The 20788-nt window shown below is 58.5% G+C and carries 15 protein-coding genes and 1 riboswitch; of the genes, 8 read left to right on the top strand and 7 right to left on the bottom strand.

All coding sequences use genetic code 11. From position 1 onward, the window contains the following. The first annotated feature begins 159 nt into the window (after positions 1-159). Both QMX84_RS00260 and QMX84_RS00255 read left to right on the top strand, forming a co-directional pair. A complete protein-coding gene (locus tag QMX84_RS00260) occupies positions 160-1227 on the top strand; it encodes a phosphotransferase family protein (protein ID WP_282362789.1) in 1068 nt (355 codons plus the stop codon). 23 nt (positions 1228-1250) lie between these two features. Next, the gene (locus QMX84_RS00255; protein ID WP_262125861.1) at positions 1251-2018 is read left to right on the top strand and encodes an SDR family oxidoreductase; all 768 of its coding nucleotides are present in this window, start codon (positions 1251-1253) and stop codon (positions 2016-2018) included. 76 nt (positions 2019-2094) lie between these two features. Here the strand turns inward: QMX84_RS00255 and QMX84_RS00250 are convergent, their stop codons facing one another. Further along, a complete protein-coding gene (locus tag QMX84_RS00250; protein WP_282362788.1) occupies positions 2095-5028 on the bottom strand; it encodes an RHS repeat-associated core domain-containing protein in 2934 nt (977 codons plus the stop codon). A gap of 266 nt (positions 5029-5294) precedes the next feature. Between QMX84_RS00250 and QMX84_RS00245 the strand changes: the two genes are divergently transcribed. Next, the gene (locus QMX84_RS00245) at positions 5295-5816 is read left to right on the top strand and encodes an AAA family ATPase (protein ID WP_262125859.1); all 522 of its coding nucleotides are present in this window, start codon (positions 5295-5297) and stop codon (positions 5814-5816) included. A gap of 370 nt (positions 5817-6186) precedes the next feature. Here QMX84_RS00245 and QMX84_RS00240 read toward each other — a convergent pair whose 3' ends face one another. Then, positions 6187-7512 carry a sigma-54 dependent transcriptional regulator gene (locus tag QMX84_RS00240; protein WP_282362787.1) on the bottom strand — a complete coding sequence of 442 codons (1326 nt, stop codon included), beginning with the start codon at positions 7510-7512 and terminating at the stop codon, positions 6187-6189. 352 nt (positions 7513-7864) lie between these two features. Between QMX84_RS00240 and QMX84_RS00235 the strand changes: the two genes are divergently transcribed. After that, the gene (locus tag QMX84_RS00235; protein ID WP_153335391.1) at positions 7865-8131 is read left to right on the top strand and encodes a hypothetical protein; all 267 of its coding nucleotides are present in this window, start codon (positions 7865-7867) and stop codon (positions 8129-8131) included. Between the two features lie 72 nt (positions 8132-8203). Here the strand turns inward: QMX84_RS00235 and QMX84_RS00230 are convergent, their stop codons facing one another. From QMX84_RS00230 to cobW, 4 genes are all read right to left on the bottom strand, one after another. Then, positions 8204-8746, bottom strand: a complete 543-nt coding sequence (locus tag QMX84_RS00230) for a VWA domain-containing protein (protein ID WP_282362875.1) — start codon at positions 8744-8746, stop codon at positions 8204-8206. A 110-nt stretch (positions 8747-8856) separates the two neighbouring features. Continuing rightward, on the bottom strand, positions 8857-9864 hold the full coding sequence (locus QMX84_RS00225) for an AAA family ATPase (protein ID WP_282362786.1): 1008 nt from the start codon (positions 9862-9864) through the stop codon (positions 8857-8859). Between the two features lie 20 nt (positions 9865-9884). Beyond that, on the bottom strand, positions 9885-13655 hold the full coding sequence (gene cobN, locus QMX84_RS00220; protein WP_282362785.1) for a cobaltochelatase subunit CobN: 3771 nt from the start codon (positions 13653-13655) through the stop codon (positions 9885-9887). A gap of 3 nt (positions 13656-13658) precedes the next feature. Beyond that, a complete protein-coding gene (gene cobW, locus QMX84_RS00215) occupies positions 13659-14729 on the bottom strand; it encodes a cobalamin biosynthesis protein CobW (protein WP_153335926.1) in 1071 nt (356 codons plus the stop codon). Positions 14730-14822: 93 nt separating this feature from the next. Further along, positions 14823-15022: riboswitch (cobalamin riboswitch) on the bottom strand. Positions 15023-15147: 125 nt separating this feature from the next. Here cobW and QMX84_RS00210 point away from each other — a divergent pair. Next, positions 15148-16452 carry a glycosyltransferase gene (locus QMX84_RS00210; RefSeq protein WP_282362784.1) on the top strand — a complete coding sequence of 435 codons (1305 nt, stop codon included), beginning with the start codon at positions 15148-15150 and terminating at the stop codon, positions 16450-16452. Here QMX84_RS00210 and cobF read toward each other — a convergent pair. Further along, entirely contained in the window at positions 16447-17208 is a 762-nt protein-coding gene (gene cobF / locus QMX84_RS00205) for a precorrin-6A synthase (deacetylating) (RefSeq protein WP_262125855.1), read from the bottom strand. The genes QMX84_RS00210 and cobF overlap by 6 nt on opposite strands. Positions 17209-17329: 121 nt before the next feature. Here cobF and QMX84_RS00200 point away from each other — a divergent pair, with 121 nt between their 5' ends. The 3 genes from QMX84_RS00200 (at position 17330) to QMX84_RS00190 (ending at position 20782) form a co-directional block, all read left to right on the top strand. Further along, positions 17330-18265, top strand: coding sequence for an AraC family transcriptional regulator (locus QMX84_RS00200; RefSeq protein WP_278938867.1), 936 nt, complete (start codon positions 17330-17332; stop codon positions 18263-18265). A gap of 141 nt (positions 18266-18406) precedes the next feature. After that, complete coding sequence (locus tag QMX84_RS00195) at positions 18407-19717, top strand: sugar ABC transporter substrate-binding protein (protein WP_282362783.1); 1311 nt, start codon at positions 18407-18409, stop codon at positions 19715-19717. A gap of 138 nt (positions 19718-19855) precedes the next feature. Further along, positions 19856-20782 (top strand): sugar ABC transporter permease, encoded by a 927-nt coding sequence (locus tag QMX84_RS00190; protein ID WP_282362782.1) that lies wholly within the window; start codon positions 19856-19858, stop codon positions 20780-20782. Positions 20783-20788: the final 6 nt, after the last annotated feature.

The raw sequence follows: 20788 nt of genomic DNA, 5'->3' as shown, positions 1-20788 counted from the left end.
CCCCGTGCTTCGGTTTTTTTTTAGCTGTGCTTCACTCAATGCCAATCAAGGGCACTGATTATTCATTAACACGCCTACCTATTAAGGCTGTGCTTGGCGTTACGGCGCATTAGATTAGCGAATGTTGTCAGGTCACAAATATAAGCAGAAGAGATAAACATGACGCTTACCGACTCATCTACCCGTATCCGTTCTGGCGAAGAACTCGACGCCGGCCAGATTGATCCTTACCTCAAAGCTCATATTTCGGGGCTTTCGGGGCAACCGGCAATTAGCCAGTTTCCGGGTGGGGCCTCCAACCTGACCTACTTGATTGAGTACCCGGACGTTGAGTTGGTGCTTCGCCGCCCGCCGTTCGGCCATAAAGCCAAGTCGGCTCACGATATGGGCCGAGAATTCCGCATTCTCAACCAGCTTAAGGACGCGTTCCCGTACTGCCCCAAAGCCTATGCCCATTGCACCGATACCAGCCTGATCGGTTCCGAGTTCTATGTGATGGAACGGGTCAAGGGCATCATTTTGCGCTCAGACCTGCCCAGCGAACTGACGTTTAGTGCCGATGACACCCGGACCCTGTGCAAGAGCTTTATCGACAAATTGGTCGAGCTGCATCGGGTTGATTACACCGCTTGCGGTCTGGGCGAACTGGGCAAGCCAGAAGGGTATGTACAGCGCCAGATCTCGGGCTGGAGTGATCGCTATGAGAAAGCCCTGACCCCCGATGCTCCGCTCTGGGAAGAGGTCAAGGCGTGGCTTGACGCCAAGATGCCCGCCGACCATCCGACGCCTGCAATTGTTCATAACGACTATCGCTTCGACAACGTCATCCTTGATCCAGATAACCCGATGCAGATCATCGGCGTGCTGGACTGGGAACTGACGACCATTGGCGACCCGTTGATGGATTTGGGCAATACCCTCGCTTACTGGATCGAAGCTGATGACCCGGCACCGGTGCAACTGATGCGCCGCCAGCCCAGCAATGCCCCCGGCATGTTGACCCGCCGCGAGTTCGTCGACTATTACGGCGAACGGTCAGGAATTAAGATCGATAATTACGACTTTTACTACACCTACGGGCTGTTTCGTCTGGCCGGTATCGTTCAGCAAATTTACTACCGCTATTACCACGGTCAGACCCAGGACAAACGCTTTGCACCGTTCGTACATATGAACGCACTGCTTGAGCAGATGAGCCTCAAGGTCATCCGCCAGTCCAGCCTTTAAGCCCGCGATAACAGGGAATCAGCATGTCCAAGACTCAATTGTTCGACCTTGACGGCAAAATCGCTTTTGTTTCCGGCGCCAGTCGCGGCATTGGTGAAGCCATCTCCAAGCTGCTGGCCCAGCAAGGTGCCCATGTGATTGTCTCGAGCCGCAAGCTCGAAGGTTGCCAGCCGGTGGCTGAAGCGATTATTGCCAATGGCGGCGCTGCGACAGCCATGGCCTGCCATATTGGTGAGATGGAGCAAATCAGTCAGACCTTTGCACGTATTCGCGAGGAGTTTGGCCGCCTCGATATTCTGGTCAACAACGCCGCGACCAACCCGCAATTTGGTAACGTCCTGGACACGGATTTGGGCGCGTTCCAGAAAACCGTGGACGTGAACATTCGTGGCTACTTCTTTATGTCGGTAGAAGCCGGCAAGCTCATGCGCGAACACGGCGGCGGCAGCATCATCAACGTGGCCTCGATCAACGGTGTCTCGCCGGGGCCATTTCAGGGCATTTATTCGATGACCAAAGCTGCGGTTATCAACATGACCAAAGTCTTTGCCAAGGAATGCGCGGGTTTCGGCATCCGCTGCAATGCGCTGCTGCCGGGCCTGACCGATACCAAGTTCGCCTCGGCACTGGTCAAGAACGACGCCATTCTCAAAGGCGCACTGCAACAGATCCCGCTCAAGCGCGTGGCCAACCCGAGCGAAATGGCCGGTGCAGTGCTGTATTTGGCCAGCGATGCGTCCAGCTACACCACGGGTGTGTCGTTGAATGTGGATGGCGGATTCTTGTCCTGATCACGCTTGCCCTGAGGTCGATCGGCAGGATGGCGATCGACCTCAACGCAGCTCTTGATAGCCGAAACATCGTGATTCAGCGCGCAGTCGTGCGCCACAGGTTTGATATACGGGTGTAACCCTGTCTTGCGGTTAGCACCAAAAGACCACGAAACTCTGTGAGCGCCGTCGCCACTCCACGTGCCGCAGCGACCCAGAATCGGGCCCGCGAGCTTTGCCCGGAAGCGGGCTGGCCAGTGACATAAGCGGCAATGGCCTCAATGCCCGCCCCCGACCAATACCCCCACGCTTGATTGAACATTCGGCTTAACCCGCCGTGGCCAGTGGCCGCAAGGTCAGGCAGTTGAATGGCGTCTACATGAGCGTCGTATACAGAAGTTGCTTGTCCAGCCCGTATGGCACTGCCTGCCGCGGCATCGTAAGCCTCAATAAGGGGCCCTACATTGGGGATTAAAGATCCGGGAATTGAACCGCTGTAAATCGCATTGGGCACCGTGGCCAAGCCATAAGCCGCGGCTGCCATCAGTGTTCTGGGGGCGCGTGCCGCCAGCGGAGTTTGCCCCCATGACACAGTCGTACCCAGACCGCGCACAACTTGTTGTCCGACCTCCCTGGAGAACGCCCGTACGTGCCCTATCAAGCGCTGTCGGGCTACAAGGTCCCATTCCTGATCAAGGTCCACGGCGCCGGCATCGTTCATGCTGGCAAACCCTCTGTCAGCAGCCGCGAATGCTGCGACACCTGCTATCGGGCTCAAGAGAGTCCAATTGCCCAATAATCCAGTGGCCATGTGCCCTAGAGCCAGCCCATCCAGCACCGCGACGGCTTGCCTCAGAACGTTATTCAAGAGACGCGTCGGTTGCCTGCCTGCAAACAGCAGCAGATCGACCCCCACCCCAAGCGCGTTGCTTGCGTAAGTTGCCAATGAGTCGCGGATGGCCGCCGAGCTTGCCGCCTGCAAAGCCGGACGAATACGCTCAGAGAAGCGTGAGGCTGCGCCGCGAAGCTGCGAAAAGCGACTGGTCGGGACCCCTAAGGCCACTTTCTTCGACGCCATCCCTTGGCTGTCGACATAACTGACGGGGTTGCCACGTGCCATTGCGTACAGGTTTAAACCATCGATGTCTGCGCCTGGATCGGCATTGATCCAGCGCCCCAGCCATGGCGCATAGTAGCGATACCCGTAGTAATACAGGCCGCTGGCATCGCGCTCTTTGCCTGAGTAACGAATGGTTTTATACGACGCTTCAACCGCGCTTTTTGCCGCCCACCAAGCGGTGCCGCCATAGGGGTAATAGGTTTCCTGACTCAGTACCCGCGCGCTGCCATCCAGCTCCAGCGTACTGCTGCCCAGGTTATCCGAAAGGCCAAAGCGTATTTGCTGATTTTCAATGCCCTCAGGGCGACCTTGTTCCCACTGCAAGATCCGGATGCTGTGCAGTGCGCCTGAGACGATAACGGTGTTCAGCCACTCGCCGGTAGCGCTGTTATGGCGGATTTCAAGACCGGGCAGGTAGCGTACTTCGCTGCGGTGGCTCTGATTTTTGGCCACGCTACGGCGGATTTTCAACACTCGCTGCCCACTGCTGTCATAGCGATAGGTTTCGTCATCGTCCTCACCGTCAGGGCGCACGACCTGGATGACACGCTGCAACTGATTGCGCACATTCCAGCTGAGTGTCTGCCCCGGCTGCAGTGCCAACTGGTTACCATTTTTATCAAACCCGCTGCCCAACCCCGGTGCCAAACCGGCCGGAACTTGCTCCACTCCGTGGTTGCTGTGGGTGGCGATGCTCATCTGCCGGGTGTAACCCGTGGCCTGGGCAGGCAGGTGTCGCAGGGCGCTCAGATTGCCGCTGGCATCGTAGCGGTAGCTTTGCCGGTAGTGACGGCACAGATTGGCCTGGGTCGAGCCAAAAGGCACCGCATCCAACAGGCCCGGCCCGCTGGCAGCGCGGGTACTCTCACGGCCCGTGGCCTCGATCAGTCGGTAAAGGCTGTCATAGCGGTAGGTGTTCTGCGCCTCGGTCCGTGTGTTGTCAAACCACTGCACCGGCTGCGCCGCGTCCCTCACGCTCAACACATTGCCAACACGGTCATAGGTGTAGCTCAAGTCTTGCAATGGCTCTTCGGCCTTGCCTGACCGATAGCAGCGCAAACGCTGCAGGCGCTGATCAAGTGCGTTGTACTCAAGCGCGCTGACGACGCCATTACCCGCGCGCTCACTCAGCACTTGCCCGGATGCGCTGTATACCCTTTGTTCAACCAGGGTTTGGGCGCTGCCGCGGGCAAGCGTAACGCTCACGCCGGTCAGCAAGCCATCCACGGCATAGCCCGTACGCTGAAGATTGCCCTTGGCATCAACCTGCTCGGCAAGTTCACCTGAGGCCTGATAACGCCAGGTACTGGCATGCCCTGCGCTGTCCTGCTGCTCGTCACTGAAGCGGCGTATTTGCTTCGACAGTTGGCCAAGTACATCGTAAGACTCAAAGCGCACATCACCTGCCGGGTCGACATGGTTGATCAGTCGGCCACAACGGTTGCGCATGGCCTCGCCGCGAGTTGACGACCCGTAGGTCAACTGCTCGACAAACACGGGGACGCTTTCGTCACTGGCTTGCTCAGCTACCCCGGTCAGGCGTAACAAATGATCGTATTCGAACGTTTGGCAAGCGCCGCGTGAGTCCCAGCGCCGGATCACCTGGCCAGAACTGCCCAGCCAACTGATCCCCTGCCCTTGGTCGACGCTGTCACTCAACAGCAGTCGGCCCGACAGTGAGTAACTCATGCGTTGGTTGGGCCTGACACTCGTGTCGTTTTCATGCAGGGCTGATAAGCGCGGATCCCACTGCTCCTTGAGCACGCCGATAGGGCTGAAGACGTGTCGGTTAGTCCGCGCCTGCACCGCCTCCTGAGCGTTTTGGCGGTAATAAGCCACTTGGCGAATACTCAGCCCGCGTGGGTCGAGCGCTATCAGCGATGGGGTGTGTTGGTGTAAAGAAGCAGACATAAGGTGTTGTCCTGAACGGCACAATAATTAAAAAGTGTAGAGATCAGGTTCCATGCCTCATGACTAATAAGGGCGCGTTTTGTATCCATATAAGTACGCTTACAGCATTTAAAGCTTCTTCGACGGCTCACTGCTGACTGCCCTGACTGTGTGCAGAGCTGTAATGTGCAGGGATTCACATAGATGCGATGACTGCGGGTACAATTCCCGGCTTTATCTCTCAACCAAGGGTTGCCAATGTCAGGGCTGGTGATGGTGCTGCGCACATGAAGGTCGTGGTTTTGGCAGGTCCGGAATCCAGCGGCAAAAGCTGGCTCGCGGCGCAGTTACAGGCTCATTTTGGTGGCGTGTTGGTGGGCGAATATGTGCGCTACTTCATTGAACAGAACCCGCGTGATACCTGCCTGGCCGACATTCCGACCATCGCTCGCGGGCAACTCGACCAGGAAGATCAGGCCCGAGCCAGGCAACCTGAATTGTTGATTCTGGATACTCACTTGTTGAGCAACATACTCTGGAGCCAAACGTTGTTTGGCGACTGCCCGGACTGGCTGGAGCCGCAGTTGCTCAGCCGTCACTACGACCTGCATTTGCTGCTGTCACCCGACGACGTCGAATGGACGCAAGACGGTCAGCGTTGCCAACCGCTGCTGGCCGAACGCAAAGCTTTTTTCAACGCCAGCCGGCAATGGCTCGAACAGCACCAGCAACCGCTGCAAGTTCTGACCGGTGATTGGAATACTCGGCAGCAACAGGCCTTTGCGGCCGTACAGCGTTTACTCGCGTAAACCCGCTGAAACACTCGCCGGGGCTTAACGCCTTATAACACTGGGGCTTAAGGCTTTTAAGCAAAACTGTAAAGAGGTTGATACATCATTGCTTTGCCAATACTGGCGTTAACACTTAATCCGACTCATATCTGAAACACTGGGCTGCGTTACCGCCAAATAAGTTCTTGCAACTTACTGTTTTGAAAGAGTTGTTTAACAACGGCACAGGTATTGCTCTGTTCTGCTTACCGTTTAAATCAACAAGAACACGAAACACGTTGGTCTGGTGAATAAAGTTCGGAGTCTGCAATGAAATCCGCTGATGCTCTCAAGCCTTTGGTTTATGCCCTCGCCGCACTGATGGCCGCTGCCGCACAACCACCGCGTCCTAACGAATTTGGTGCTTGTGCAACAACCGATAAAAAGTAGGCCGGGACACACCGAGCACTTTGGCCGCAACGCTCAGGTTATTCGAGTGGCGATGCAACACATCACACAGTGCCTGCCGTTCAGCCCGATGTTTATAGTCTTCAAGGGTCTCCATGACTTGCTGAGTCGTGGTGTGGGACTCGAGGCCCAGGTCAGCCGCTTCGATTTGTCGGCCTTCAGCCAGCACCAGGCCGCGACGGACACGGTTGGCCAGTTCGCGAACATTGCCCGGCCAGGCATGATTGCCCATCGCGATCAGGGCGCCCTCACTGAACGAGCGCGGGCGCCGGCCAGTCTCCTGGCTGTAAAAGCGGGCAAAGTGATTGGCCAGCAGGCTCAGGTCACCATGCAATTCACGCAACGGGACGGTAGAGACCTGTAACACATTGAGGCGGTAGTACAGGTCCTCGCGAAAACGGCCAGACTGGATCGCCGCTTCAAGGTTGACATGGGTGGCCGCCAAAACCCGGACATCGACGGCGATCAGTTCGCCGCCACCGACCCGTTCAATGTGTTTTTCCTGCAAAAACCGCAAGAGGTTGGCTTGCAATTCCAGCGGCAGGTCACCGATTTCATCGAGGAATAGCGTGCCACCGTTGGCCGCCTCGATACGCCCGATCTTGCGTTGGTGAGCGCCGGTAAATGCGCCCTTTTCGTGACCAAACAACTCGGATTGAATCAAATGTTCGGGAATTGCCCCGCAATTGATCGCCACAAACGGCTTGTCGTGACGCAGGGACTGATGATGCAACGTTCGCGCAACCAGCTCTTTGCCAGTACCGCTTTCACCCCGGATCAGGATCGGCGATTCGGTGGGGGCAAATTTGCCGAGCAGTTTGCGCAATTCGCGCAAGCTGCGGCTATCACCCAGTAGTTCATGCCCCTCGGTATCGACAAGGTTGACCACATGATCACGCAACCGAGCCATGCCGAATGCACGACCGAGCGTCACCTCAACCCGTGGCACATCAAAAGGCAAGGTATGGAAATCAAAGAACCACTCACAGACAAAGTCGCCGACATTTTTAAGCTTCAACACCTCTGGGCTGACGACTGCAATCCATTGCGTACCACTGCGGTTGATCATTTCCTTGAGCGGATCGGGCCGCTCCAGGTGCTCAGGCAGCAAGCGAAACAAACCGACGTCACAGGTCCGATCAATCACTGACTCCAGGCTGCAACTGTCCACCGACCAGCCGACACTCTGAAGCCCTGGTAATAACTGGTGACAATCTTCGAAAGGGTCTACTACTAACAGACGCCGAGGTGATGACATCCCAAGCATGGCTAATCCCTCGCGCCATTGAGTAAAAAGAGTCGTAGAAACAAAGTGTTGATATGGGTGAGCATAACGTTAGCAACTGGATTGGCGGTGACTTGTACCGTTTCCTTATAACGCTAATAGCCAATTAAACTTTGCCAAGCCAAAGTGACATCATGCCGTTGCAACAGCCATTTAAGCGGATGCAGGCAGCCTTTCAGAATTGATTTAAATCAATGAGGTAAAAAAAAATTAAAAAAAGTGACACGCGTGTGTGACCCGAAGCAGGTCTCAGGACATCAGTACAAGTAACCAACCGAACGGTACGCCCAGCCGACGGTTAATCATTTGATGGGCACACATGAGAGAAGACCCTATGAACGCCCCGCTCCGTTTCAACGAAGCACTTTTGATTGCCGGCCACGCCTTTGAACCTTTCCAGTGCGTTGCCTGGGCAGCGCCCGATGGCCAAGGCGAATTGAGCCTGACAGTTATTGACCGCACCAACACCCGTATTGGCCGCAAACAAATCTCGCTGAGCGCGTTGTCTGACGCCACCCAGCTGAAAAACCTGCTGGCCCAGGCCCGTACCGAATTGAGCGACGAAGGCTACGCACTGCAACCTTGGGTAATGCCGGCTTAACAACCGCCCTACTTGTAGGAGCGAGCTTGCCTCGCGATCTTTTGATTTTTTAAACGATCGCGAGGCAGTCGGTTACGCGTCGATATGCAGGTAATCGATCTGCAACTGCGCTGCCATCTGCTCAGCACGCCCCAGACGAATCGGGCCTCGCTCGATATCAATCAATACCCCCGGACAGTCCAGCTTCGGTAACGCCGGCCCTTCTTTTAAACGCCCGTCGGTGATCAGCAAAAAGCGCTGTTGCTCTTGCGGCAACTGCTTGCGACGCACTTCAAGCCAGCGCGATACCTCTTGCAACGCTTCCAGCAACGGTGTGCCGCCACCTGCCCCCAGACTCTGCAACCAGTTATCCAGCGCTTTTGAAGCCTTGGCACCGCTGACGTGCCACTGTGGTGTGTTGCCACTGGCCGTCATCACGGCAATTCGGGCACGTTGGTGGTAGGCATCTTCAAACAGTTGCGCCAACAAACCTTTGGCATCGCCCAGCGCCTGGTGCCGACGGGTTGAAGCCGAGGCATCAATGACCACCAGCCACAGTTCCTGCGCAGCACTTTTACGGCTTTTAAAAGCCAGATCGTTGCGATTCTGTGGACGGCCTCGCAACAGTGTTTGCAGCCAATCAATGGCGCCGCTGTCAGCACGGCGACTGGCGCCCTGCCGACCTTGCTCAAGGGTGCCCGACTGAGGTTTGGCATCCACCCCCGCCGTTGTACGAGGGCGAATGCCTAAGGCTTTTTTGGCCAGCTCGGCACTTCACGTCGAGCGCCCATGGCTTGCGGCTGCGCAGGCATTTCACCCCACTGGCCTTGGCCTGAACGGCTGGAGCTTCCCGCCGACTTATCCTGAGACTGAGGCTGCTCGGGGGTTGGCGCTTGTGGCGGCTGTTCGCGGCGACGATGGCGCAAGGCGAACTCGGCCACGGCATCAATGTCTTCGAGGCTGATTGCCGTTGCCCCCCGCCATGCGGCATGCGCCCTCGCGGCACGCAGCCAGACCAGGTCGGCGCGCATGCCATCCACGCCTGCAGCGAAGCAGCGTTCAGTAATAATGGCCAGCGAGTCATCGTCCAGTGCAATGCCCTGCAAACTCTTGCGGGCCTGCTGGCAGCGCTGGCGCAAAGTCTCTTGTGCCTGTTCCCAGTGCGCGCAGAAACCCTGCGGGTCGCTGTCAAAGGCCAGCCGGCGACGGATGATTTCACTGCGTTCAGCCGGCTGCGGCTGCCCGTTCATGGCCACGTTCAGGCCAAAACGGTCGAGCAATTGCGGGCGTAGTTCACCTTCTTCGGGGTTCATGGTGCCGATCAGCACAAAGCGCGCCGGGTGACGATGGGAAATGCCGTCACGCTCCACCACATTGATGCCGCTGGCCGCAACGTCCAAGAGCACGTCCACCAGATGATCGGCCAGCAGATTGACTTCATCGACATACAGCACGCCGCCATCAGCCTTGGCCAACACGCCGGGTGAAAACTGCGCCTTGCCTAGGCCCAGTGCAGCGTCCAGATCAAGGGTGCCCACCAGCCGCTCTTCGGTGGCGCCCAGCGGCAAGGTGACAAATGGCCCGCTGGCCAGCACATCCGCCAGGCCGCGGGCCAAGGTTGATTTGGCCATGCCACGCGGGCCTTCGATCAACACACCGCCGATTTTCGGGTCAATCGCCGTCAGGCACAGCGCCAGTTTCAATGAATCCGCGCCAACCACCGCCGACAGCGGGAAATGCGGGGTGTCCGTCATGGGTTGAGCCCTTTCAAAAGTCAGTCTTCTTCAATGTCCAGCAACAGGTTTTCCAGCGCCTCGCGGTAGTCGCCCGGTTCGCTCCAGAGCCCGCGCTGCTGGGCTTCCAGCAGGCGTTCGGTCATGTCGCGCAAGGCATGCGGGTTGTGTTGCTGGACGAAATCACGGGTGTTCGGGTCGAGCAAATAGGCATCTGCGAGCAACGCGTACTGGTGGTCGTCGATCAATTGGGTGGTCGCGTCAAACGCGAACAGGTTGTCGAGCGTCGCTGCCATCTCGAACGCACCTTTGTAGCCGTGACGCTTTACCCCTTCGATCCACTTTGGATTCGCGGCACGGGAACGAATCACCCGATTCAACTCTTCCTTGAGAGTGCGTACTTTCGGCAAGTCCGGCTGGCTGTGATCGCCATGGTAACTGGCGGCCGTCGTACCGCTCAGGCTCTCGACGGCCGCCAGCATGCCGCCCTGGAACTGGTAATAGTCGTTGGAATCGAGCAAGTCATGCTCGCGGTTGTCCTGGTTCTGTACCACCGCCTGCACCTGGCTCAAGCGCTGGGCAAACTGCCCGCGAGCAGCGGTGCCTTCATCGGCGCCACCATAGGCGTAGCCGCCCCAGTTGAGGTAAACCTCGGCCAGGTCTTCGCGGCTTTGCCACAGACGCCCGTCAATCGCGTTTTGCACGCCAGCGCCATAGGCACCCGGCTTGGCACCAAAAATGCGCCAGCCCGCCTGCCGCGCGGCAAGTTCCGGCGCCAGGCCGTCCCGTTCAAGCTGTTCGCGTTCGCTGCGCACTTTGGCCGCCAGCGGGTTGAGGTCATCCGGTTCATCCAGCGCAGCCACCGCCTGTACCGCCGCATCAAACAGGCGGATCAGGTTGGCAAAGGCGTCCCTGAAGAACCCTGAGACCCGCAAGGTCACGTCTACCCGAGGCCGGTCGAGCAAGCTGACCGGCAAAATCTCGAAGTCATCGACGCGCTGACTGCCCGTGGCCCAGACCGGGCGCACGCCCATCAGCGCCATGGCCTGGGCGATGTCATCGCCGCCCGTGCGCATGGTCGCCGTGCCCCACACTGACAACCCCAGTTGCCGCAAGTGATCGCCATGGTCTTGCAGGTGACGTTCAAGAATCAGGTTGGCTGACTGAAAGCCAATCCGCCACGCAGTGGTCGTGGGCAGGTTGCGCACATCGACTGAAAAAAAGTTACGCCCGGTGGGCAGTACATCCAGACGCCCGCGACTCGGCGCGCCACTGGGTCCCGCTGGTACAAAACGCCCGTTCAGGGCATCCAGCAAACCTTGCATCTCTGCCGGCCCACACGCGTCCAGACGCGGTGCGACAACATCCAGCAAAGCATCAAAAATCGAGCGCACTTCAGCCCATTGCTCACTGCCCGGCAACTGCAAGCAGCCGTCCAGCGCTTGCTCGATTAACTGTGCGGCGTACAGCTCAAGACGCTCACGGGTGTCGCCTGCGGTGCGCCACAGCGCCTCGCTGACGGCTTGCAGCTCAGGTGGCTGACGCTGGGTCCAGGGTTCGGCCAGCGCACAGTCCAGCGGGTCGAAACCCAGTTCAAAGGCTTTGGCCAATGCGCGCAACAGGCTTGATTGGGCGCCACGACCATCGCCACGGGGGATGCGCAGCAACGCCAGCAAGGTGTCGATACGCAGCCGCCCGGCCGGGGATTCGCCGAAAATATGCAGCCCGTCGCGGATTTGCGACTCTTTGAGGTCGCACAAATAGGTGTCCAGACGCGGCAACCAAATAGCCGCATCGGCGTCGCTGTCGAGGTTGTCGTCCAGTTGCAGCTCGCGATCAATGTGGGTGTCGCGCACCAGCTTGAGAATATCGCCCTGCAATTCACGGGCGCGGCGCGGGTCGAGCAACTGCGCCTCGTAATATTCATCGGCCAGCAGTTCCAGATCACGCAGCGGGCCGTAGGTTTCGGCGCGGGTCAGCGGCGGCATCAGGTGGTCGATGATCACCGCCTGGGTGCGCCGCTTGGCCTGTGCGCCCTCGCCCGGATCGTTGACGATAAACGGGTAAACATTGGGCAGCGGGCCGAGTATCGCATCCGGCCAGCAGTGCTCGGACAGGCCGACGCCTTTGCCCGGCAACCATTCCAGGTTGCCGTGTTTGCCCACGTGCACCACGGCATGGGCGCCATAGGTGTGGCGCAACCAGAAGTAGAACGCCAGATACCCGTGCGGCGGCACCAGATCCGGGTCGTGATACACCGCGCTGGCGTCCACCTGATAACCACGGGCAGGCTGAATGCCGACAAAGGTCAAACCAAAACGCAGCCCGGCAATCATCATGCGGCCACTGCGAAACATCGGATCGTTGTGCGGCGTGCCCCAGCGCTCGTTCACGGCCTGGCGATTGGCTTCGGGCAACTGATTGAACATTGCCCAGTACTCATCCAGGCCCAGACTCTGATGGCAGGGCCGCAGGTCCAGGCTGTCCAGATCGTTACTGACCCCGCCCAATAGCGCTTGAATCAACGCTGTGCCCGACGCGGGCAAGTCGTCTTGCAGCGGATAACCCTGAGCCTGTAACGCGCGCAATATATTCAGCGCCGCCGCCGGGGTATCAAGCCCCACGCCATTGCCGATGCGACCATCTCGGGTCGGGTAATTGGCCAGAATCAGGGCAATGCGTTTTTGCGCGTTGGGTACGCGGGCCAATTCGACCCAGCGCCGTGACAGCTCGGCGACAAAGTCCATACGCTCGGGCTGTGCGCGGTAGCACACCACGTCTGACTGGCTGCGCTCACTGCGCCAGGCCAGGTCTTTGAAACTGATGGGGCGGCTGATAATTCGCCCATCCAGCTCGGGCAAGGCAATGTGCATCGCCAAGTCCCGCGGGCCCAGGCCTTGCTCGCTGTCGCGCCAGCCGGGCTCATTGTCTTGAGCGCAAATCGCCTGGATCACCGGGATATTGCGCCGGAACGGCCGCAGATGCGGCGCTTCCGGGCTGGATTGGGCAAAACCGGTGGTGTTCAGGATGACCCCGGCGTCGACCTCATCGAGCAGATCTTGTACCACCGCCAGGCAGCCCGGCTCTTTAAGGCTGGCCACCGCCATCGGCAAAGGGTTAAGCCCGGCCGCCTGTAAGCGCTGGCAAAACACATCGACAAATGCGGTATTGGCCGCCTGCAAGTGCGAGCGATAGAACAATAACGCCGCTACCGGCTGCCCGGCCTGCCAATCGGCTTGCCAGTGGGCAAGTTCGGCGCTGCCGTGCTGCGGGTGGTAGATGGCCGTACGCGGCAAGGTCTGTGGCTCGCCCCATGGATAATCGCGCCCCAGCCACAGGCTGGCCAGGCAACGATAGAGTTGCAGCGCGTTAGCACGGCCGCCCTGGCGTAAAAAGTGCCACAGGCGCTCGGCGTGTTCGGCGGGTACGTTGCACAACGCGCTGAGCTCCGGGTCGGGACGGTCATCGCCCGGCACCAGAATCAAAGTCACGCCGCGCTCGGCCAACTGCATCAACCGCTCGATGCCATAGCGCCAGTAACCAATCCCGCCGTGCAATGACAGCAGAATCACTTTGGCGTGTTGCAGCACCTGATCGACATACAGATCGACCGAGCCGTGGTTTTGCACCTGCATCGGGTTAGCCAGACGCAGGCTTGGATAATCTTCAGGCAACTGCTGCGCGGCGTCCGCGAGCAGTGCCAGGCTTGAATCACCGCTGCACAGGATCACCAGCTCGGCGGGTGTCTGGCCTAGGTCGGCAATGTTGTCGTCCGATACAAAGCCACCGGGCTGGGTCCTGAGCAAATGCATGGCTTAAGCGCCCAACGCTGTACGCAGTGTGGACTCGAGCAAGGCTGCGTCCAGGTCCTGACCGATCAGCACCAGTTTGGTGGTGCGTGCTTCGTCGCTGCCCCAAGCGCGGTCGAAGTGCTTGTCAAAACGCGTGCCCACGCCCTGAATCAGCAAGCGCATCGGTTTGCCAGGAATGGCGGCAAAGCCTTTAACGCGCAGGATGTCGTGTTTGACAACCAGCTCGGTGAGCGCATCCAGCAACTGGCGCTCTTCTGCTTGTGGCAGCTCGATGGAGATCGAGTCAAAGGCGTCGTGGTCGTGATCGTCGTGGTCATCATCGCCATCGTGGTGATGGTCGTGATGGCTGTGGCGGCTGTCGATATGGTCTTCAGAGCCGGCACCCAGGCCCAAGAGCACGTCCAGCGGCAAGCGACCGCTGCTGGCTTCGATGATTTTTACCGCCGGTGGCAGTTCTTCAGCGACTTCGGCACGGACTTTGGCCAGGTCTTCGGGGTTGATCAGGTCGGTTTTGTTAAGGATCACCAGGTCTGCGCTGGCCAGTTGGTCAGCAAACAGTTCGTGCAATGGCGATTCGTGGTCCAGGTTCGGATCGAGTTTGCGCTGTGCATCGACCTGGTCCGGGAAGGCGGCGAAGGTGCCACGGGCAACGGCCGGGCTGTCAACCACGGTGATGACCGCGTCAACGGTGCAGGCGCTACGGATTTCTGGCCACTGGAAGGCTTGAACCAACGGCTTTGGCAGGGCCAGGCCCGAGGTTTCGATGAGGATGTGGTCGATGTCGCCGCGACGGGCAACCAGTTCGCGCATGACCGGGAAGAACTCCTCCTGCACGGTGCAGCACAGGCAGCCGTTGGCCAGTTCGTACACGCGGCCGTTGGCTTCTTCTTCGGTGCAACCGATGGAGCATTGCTTGAGGATTTCACCGTCGATGCCCAGCTCGCCGAATTCGTTGACGATCACGGCAATGCGACGACCTTGAGCGTTGTCCAGCATATGGCGCAGCAAGGTGGTTTTGCCCGACCCGAGAAAGCCGGTAACGATAGTGACGGGGGTTTTGGCCAGTGTTTTCATCGGATGCCCTTTGGCAAAGCGGCGGGCATGCGGGACGAGAACCGCCCGGTGTGCGCGGTTACTCTTCGCCACCGGATCACCCCGCCCGGTTGAAGTAAGAATCTGGTACGAGGCAGGTCTCCTGGCTTACGGCTGGAAGTCCGCCAGCGGCTGACCTCTGCCCTGCGCCTTCCCGCTGAATCAGCAGTGGCCTGGCAGGGTTATTGACCGTTTACAGTTGCGGGGGCAGCCGCGGCATACCGCGTTCCCGTCTTAGCTTCGCGTTGCGAAGAACCTCGAAAGTGCAAGGCTACGCAGTGCTTTGTAACAGGTCAATGTTGAGGTAGTTGTCCACTCCCACAATCGAGTTGGTCATACACAACCGACTGGGCGACAATTGCGGCTTTTTTCAGCCTCCACGCGCTCCAAGGATCTGCTCATGTCGTTACCCCGCCCTACCCACGTCCTGATCATTGGCTACGTGTGGCCCGAGCCACGCTCCTCGGCGGCAGGCGGGCATATGATGCAAATCATCGAGAGCTTCTTGCAGGAAGGCTGGCACATCACCTTCAGCAGCCCCGCCGGGATTGGCGAACACAAGGCAGATCTGGCGGCCTTGGGCATTGCTGAGGTTGCTATCGAGTTGAACAACAGCAGCTTTGATGCCTTTATCAGTGAACTGGCCCCGGATATCGTGTTGTTTGACCGCTTCATGATGGAGGAGCAGTTCGGCTGGCGGGTCGAAAAGCACTGTCCGAATGCCCTGCGGGTGCTGGAAACCTCAGACCTGCAAAGCCTGCGTGATGCTCGCCACCTGCAACTCAAGGCTCACTTAAAAGATCATCCCGAGCAGGATGACTTCAGTCGCCTGTTTGCGCCCTCGCCCGTGCAGACCTTCGAACACATGGCCGATGCCGATCTGGCGCAGCGAGAAATTGCCGCCATCTATCGCAGCGACCTCAACCTGATGATCTCCGAATACGAGATTGATCTGCTGGTCGAGCAATTCCACGTGCCCGCCGCCTTGTTGCACTGGTGCCCGCTGATGGTCGACAAGGTGCCGACCGAGTTCGTGCCGTTTGAGCAGCGCCAGCACTTCTTAAGCATTGGCAACTTTCGCCATGCGCCCAACTGGGACGCGGTGCTATGGATGAAAACTCAGGTCTGGCCGCTGATCCGCCAGCAGTTGCCCGATGCCCAGTTGCATATCTATGGTGCCTACACGCCGCCCAAAGCCACGGCCTTGCATAACCCCAAGCAAGGTTTTCACGTGTTGAACTGGGCCGAAGACGCGCTGGCGGTAATGAGCAGCGCCCGCATCTGCCTCGCGCCGCTACGCTTTGGCGCCGGGATCAAAGGCAAAATTGCCGACGCCATGCTCTGCGGCACCCCCAACGTAACCACCCCGATCGGCGCCGAAGGCATGCACGGTGACATGCCGTGGGCTGGAGCCATTGAACAGAGTGCCAGTGCCATTGCTGCCGCCGCGGTTGAGCTGTATCAAAACCTGCAGGCCTGGCAACACGCCCAGCAAAACGGCCAGGCACTGCTCCAGGCGCGCTACCTGCAAAGTGACCATGGCCCGGCGCTGGTGAAACGGATCAACGCGTGCCGCGCCGGGCTTGAGCAGCATCGGCGCAACAACTTCACCGGCGCCATGCTGCGTCATCACCAGCATAAAAGTACGCAATACATGTCGCAGTGGATCGAGGCGAAAAACAGCGCCAAGCCACTCACCTCATAAGTCGGGTGCAAGGCGCCGACGCAGCAAGTAGGTGTCCATGATCCAGCCTTTGCGTTGTCTCGCGACTTCGCGGGTGTGTTTGATCTGCTCGCACACGTCGGCGAGCTTGCCGGCAATCAGGATTTCATCCGCGGTGCCCAGGTAAGCGCCCCAATAGATGTCGAGGTTTTCCTGGGTAAACCTTTGAAACGCGCAGTGGGCATCAAGCATCACCACCACGTTGTCCAGGTCTGCGGCGGTCAGCCGTCGCCCGGTGGTGATACGAATCGGCTGGCCAATACCGTTCAAGGGCACGCGATGGCGTGCGGCCAATGCCTGCACACTGCTGATGCCGGGGATCACTTCATAGTCGAAGCCGATACAGCCATTCGCCCGCACTCGCTCCAGAATACGCAACGTACTGTCATACAACCCCGGCTCTCCCCATAACAGGAACGCTCCGGACTCGCCCTCGGCCAGTTCATCTTCAATCAGACGCTGGAACACCTCAGCGCGCTGCTCATGCCAGTCTTCCACGCCCTGGGTGTACGAAGGCGTCGAGCTGTCACGTTGGGGATCACTGACCTGCACCACCCGGTAGGCGGGTTCGCGGATGTAACGCTCGCAAATTTCCAGGCGCAGACGCACCAGATCTTCAGTGGTCTGGCCCTTATCCAGCACAAAAAAAACCGATGCGCGGTTAAGGGCGTTAATCGCCTGAACGGTGATGTGCTCCGGGTCACCCGCGCCGATGCCGATCAGTAACAGTGTTTTCATTGAACCAGGCCCTTTGCGTACAGATCGTCGCCTCAATTGCGACGGAGTAATAACCGTAGCTGGTAGGAATTTAGATAAGGCGGCATGATCGCCCCATAACAATCCGAATAAGCGCGAAATCATGACGCGACTCGCCAGAGCTACCGACCCTTCCTACGAACTGATGGACGACCATAACGGCTTGTCGATCATTTATCGCCAGCATGGTTTCCCTTGCCCCTTGGTCCGCTGGCACTTCCACAAGGAGTACGAGCTGCACCTGATTATGGCCAGCAGCGGCAAAGTGTTTGTCGGCGACTATATCGGCAATTTTTACCCTGAAACACTGTTTCTGACCGGGCCTAACCTGCCCCACAACTGGATCAGCCAGGTGGGCGAGGATGAAGTGGTGCCCCTGCGCGACATGCTGGTCAACTTCACCGATGAAATGCTCGAGAACGCGAGCACGGTGTTTACCGAGCTGAAAGCCCTGACCCCGATGCTTGAGCGGGCGCAGTACGGCATCGAGTTTCGTTGCGCAAAAACCGTTCGCCGGGCGGTCGACCTGATGCAGGCCATTGCTGACGCCACCGGCACCACCCGCCTGGGGCATTTTTTGATCCTGCTGCAGTTGCTGGCCGACTGCGACGATTATCAGTTGTTGTCTGGCGTGACGGCCGGGCACTTGGCTGACGAGCAGACCATCGATCGTACCAACCGCGCCGTGGATTATATTTTTACTCACTACGCCCGCGAGCTGACCCTTGAAGAAGTGGCTGCGTACATGGGCATGAAACCGACCTATTTCTCCCGGGTGTTCAAACAGGCCACCGGGCGTTGTTTTATCGAGTTTGTGAACCGTTTACGCATCAGCAAATCCTGCGAGTTGCTGACCGATGGCGAAAAAGCCGTCACAGACGTCTGTTTTGAGTCCGGATTCAACAATATTTCCAACTTCAATCGGCGTTTTCAGCAGCTCAAAGGCATGACTCCATCACACTATCGGCGCCTTGCCGTCCAGCGTTTAACCGAGCAAAACCAGCCGCTGCCGGGTGAACGCCAGCGCAGTGCAAAATAGTATCGGTTCAAGTGTTTCCAAAGCTTTGTCACGACGGTGATTGAGGGCTGTAATCAGCCCACGTGCAGGTCTCTGGGCCGGCAGCTATAAAAACAATAACCGTCCTTCAAAAGCCGCCTGGCCGATGAAGAGGAGTGCTCAATGAATATTCCTGTCAAAGCGTTATGTGTGGCGACTTGCATGACCCTCAGCGGCATCGCCTTGGGCGCGCAAACCCTGACCATCGCCACGGTCAACAACAGCGACATGATCCGTATGCAAAAGCTCGCGAAAACCTTCGAGAGCGAACACCCCGATATCAAACTCAACTGGGTCGTCCTTGAAGAGAACGTCCTGCGCCAGCGCCTGACCACCGATATTGCGACCCAGGGCGGCCAGTTCGACGTCCTGACCATTGGCATGTACGAAGCCGCACTGTGGGGTGCCAAAGGCTGGCTCGAACCCATGACCGACTTGCCCGCCACGTACGCCATAGAAGACGTGTTCCCGTCTGTACGTGATGGCTTGTCAGTCAACGGCACGCTCTACGCCCTGCCGTTTTACGCCGAAAGCTCCATGACCTACTACCGCACCGACCTGTTCAAAGAGGCAGGTCTGACCATGCCTGAGCACCCGACCTGGGAACAGATTGCCGGTTTTGCCAAACAACTGAACAAACCCGATAAGGAGCAATACGGTATTTGTCTGCGCGGCAAAGCGGGTTGGGGCGAGAACATGGCCCTGATCGGCACCGTGGCCAACGCCTATGGCGCGCGCTGGTTCGATGAGAAGTGGCAGCCAGAATTTACCGGCCCTGAATGGAAGAACGCCCTGAACTTCTACGTCAAAACAATGAAGGAGTCCGGCCCTCCGGGTGCTACCAGTAATGGTTTTAACGAAAACCTGGCACTGTTCAACAGCGGTAAATGCGCGATCTGGGTTGACGCCAGCGTCGCCGGGTCATTTGTCACTGACAAAACCCAAAGCAAAGTTGCTGACCATGTCGGCTTCACCTTTGCCCCGCAGCAAGTCACCGACAAAGGCAGCGCCTGGCTTTACTCCTGGGCACTGGCCATTCCCACCAGCTCCAAAGCCAAAGACGCCGCAAAAACCTTCAGCACCTGGGCAACGTCCAAGGAGTACGGCGCTTTAGTGGCTGAGAAAGACGGCATCGCCAACGTACCGCCGGGCACGCGCAACTCGACCTACACCGACGCTTACCTGCAGGCCGCGCCGTTTGCCAAGGTCACGCTGGAGTCGCTCAAAGCCGCCAACCCCAAAGACCCGACCCTCAAGCCGGTGCCTTACGTGGGCATCCAGTTGGTGACGATCCCTGAGTTCCAGGCCATCGGCACCCAGGTCGGCAAATTGTTTTCGGCGGCGCTGATTGGCCAGACCACGGTGGACCAAGCCTTGGCTGCCGCGCAGCAATCCACTGAGCGCGAAATGAAACGTGCGGGCTATCCCAAGTAGTCGACCCAACGCCAAAAACTTGTGGGAGCGGGCTTGCTCGCGATACAGGCAACTCGGCACACCTGATTCACTGAGGTGATGCGATCGCGAGCAAGCCCGCTCCCACAAACGCTTTGCGTTATTATTCAGGTATTTACCATGACAACTTCGACTGTTACGACAGCGATTGACGCCCCGCCGCAGGTGCGTAAATCACGGCTGCTCAACCCCGGCTGGTTTCTGGTCTCGCCCTCTGTGGCGTTGTTGCTGCTGTGGATGATCGTGCCACTGGGCATGACCCTGTACTTTTCGCTGATCCGCTACAACTTGCTCTACCCCGGCGAAAACCAGTTTGTGGGGCTGGAAAACTTCACCTACTTCCTGACCGACTCGGGCTTTTTGCCGGGCGCCACCAACACCTTGCTGCTGGTCGGCAGCGTGCTGTTGATCAGCGTGGTCTTCGGCGTGTTGATCAGCGCCTTGCTGGAAGCCACTGAGTTCATGGGCCGCGGCGTTGTCCGGATATTGCTCATTTCTCCCTTTTTCATCATGCCCACGGTGGGCGCGCTGATCTGGAAAAACCTGATTTTCCACCCTGTATCCGGGGTTCTCGCGGCCGTCTGGAAGTTCTTCGGCGCCCAGCCGGTTGACTGGTTGGCGCATTACCCGCTGCTGTCGATCATCATCATTGTTTCGTGGCAGTGGTTGCCGTTCGCCATTTTGATCCTGATGACCGCCATGCAGTCGCTGGACCAGGAGCAAAAAGAAGCCGCCCGCCTCGATGGCGCAGGGCCGATTGCGATTTTCTGGCACCTGACCCTGCCGCATCTGGCCCGCCCGATTGCCGTGGTGGTGATGATTGAAACCATCTTCCTGCTGTCGGTGTTCGCCGAAATCTTCACCACCACCAACGGCGGCCCCGGCTACGCCTCGACCAACCTTGCCTACCTGATCTACAACCAGGCACTGGTGCAGTTCGACGTCGGCATGGCGTCGGCCGGTGGGTTGATCGCCGTGGTTATCGCCAACATCGCCGCCATTATTCTGGTGCGCATGTTGGGCAAAAACCTGACAGACAAGTCGTGAGGATCA

Source organism: Pseudomonas sp. PS01297 (assembly GCF_029959305.1).
Classification (GTDB): domain Bacteria; phylum Pseudomonadota; class Gammaproteobacteria; order Pseudomonadales; family Pseudomonadaceae; genus Aquipseudomonas; species Aquipseudomonas helleri.
Note: the sequence above shows the minus strand (reverse complement) of the source record. Positions and strands in the feature narration are given on the sequence as shown.

Bases quoted from the DNA above. Each gene is read 5' to 3' on its own strand.
- QMX84_RS00260 (WP_282362789.1), top strand. From the start codon at position 160: ATGACGCTTACCGACTCATCTACCCGTATCCGTTCTGGCGAAGAACTC.
- QMX84_RS00255 (WP_262125861.1), top strand. From the start codon at position 1,251: ATGTCCAAGACTCAATTGTTCGACCTTGACGGCAAAATCGCTTTTGTT.
- QMX84_RS00250 (WP_282362788.1), bottom strand. From the start codon at position 5,028: ATGTCTGCTTCTTTACACCAACACACCCCATCGCTGATAGCGCTCGAC.
- QMX84_RS00245 (WP_262125859.1), top strand. From the start codon at position 5,295: ATGAAGGTCGTGGTTTTGGCAGGTCCGGAATCCAGCGGCAAAAGCTGG.
- QMX84_RS00240 (WP_282362787.1), bottom strand. From the start codon at position 7,512: ATGCTTGGGATGTCATCACCTCGGCGTCTGTTAGTAGTAGACCCTTTC.
- QMX84_RS00235 (WP_153335391.1), top strand. From the start codon at position 7,865: ATGAACGCCCCGCTCCGTTTCAACGAAGCACTTTTGATTGCCGGCCAC.
- QMX84_RS00225 (WP_282362786.1), bottom strand. From the start codon at position 9,864: ATGACGGACACCCCGCATTTCCCGCTGTCGGCGGTGGTTGGCGCGGAT.
- cobN (WP_282362785.1), bottom strand. From the start codon at position 13,655: ATGCATTTGCTCAGGACCCAGCCCGGTGGCTTTGTATCGGACGACAAC.
- cobW (WP_153335926.1), bottom strand. From the start codon at position 14,729: ATGAAAACACTGGCCAAAACCCCCGTCACTATCGTTACCGGCTTTCTC.
- QMX84_RS00210 (WP_282362784.1), top strand. From the start codon at position 15,148: ATGTCGTTACCCCGCCCTACCCACGTCCTGATCATTGGCTACGTGTGG.
- cobF (WP_262125855.1), bottom strand. From the start codon at position 17,208: ATGAAAACACTGTTACTGATCGGCATCGGCGCGGGTGACCCGGAGCAC.
- QMX84_RS00200 (WP_278938867.1), top strand. From the start codon at position 17,330: ATGACGCGACTCGCCAGAGCTACCGACCCTTCCTACGAACTGATGGAC.
- QMX84_RS00195 (WP_282362783.1), top strand. From the start codon at position 18,407: ATGAATATTCCTGTCAAAGCGTTATGTGTGGCGACTTGCATGACCCTC.
- QMX84_RS00190 (WP_282362782.1), top strand. From the start codon at position 19,856: ATGACAACTTCGACTGTTACGACAGCGATTGACGCCCCGCCGCAGGTG.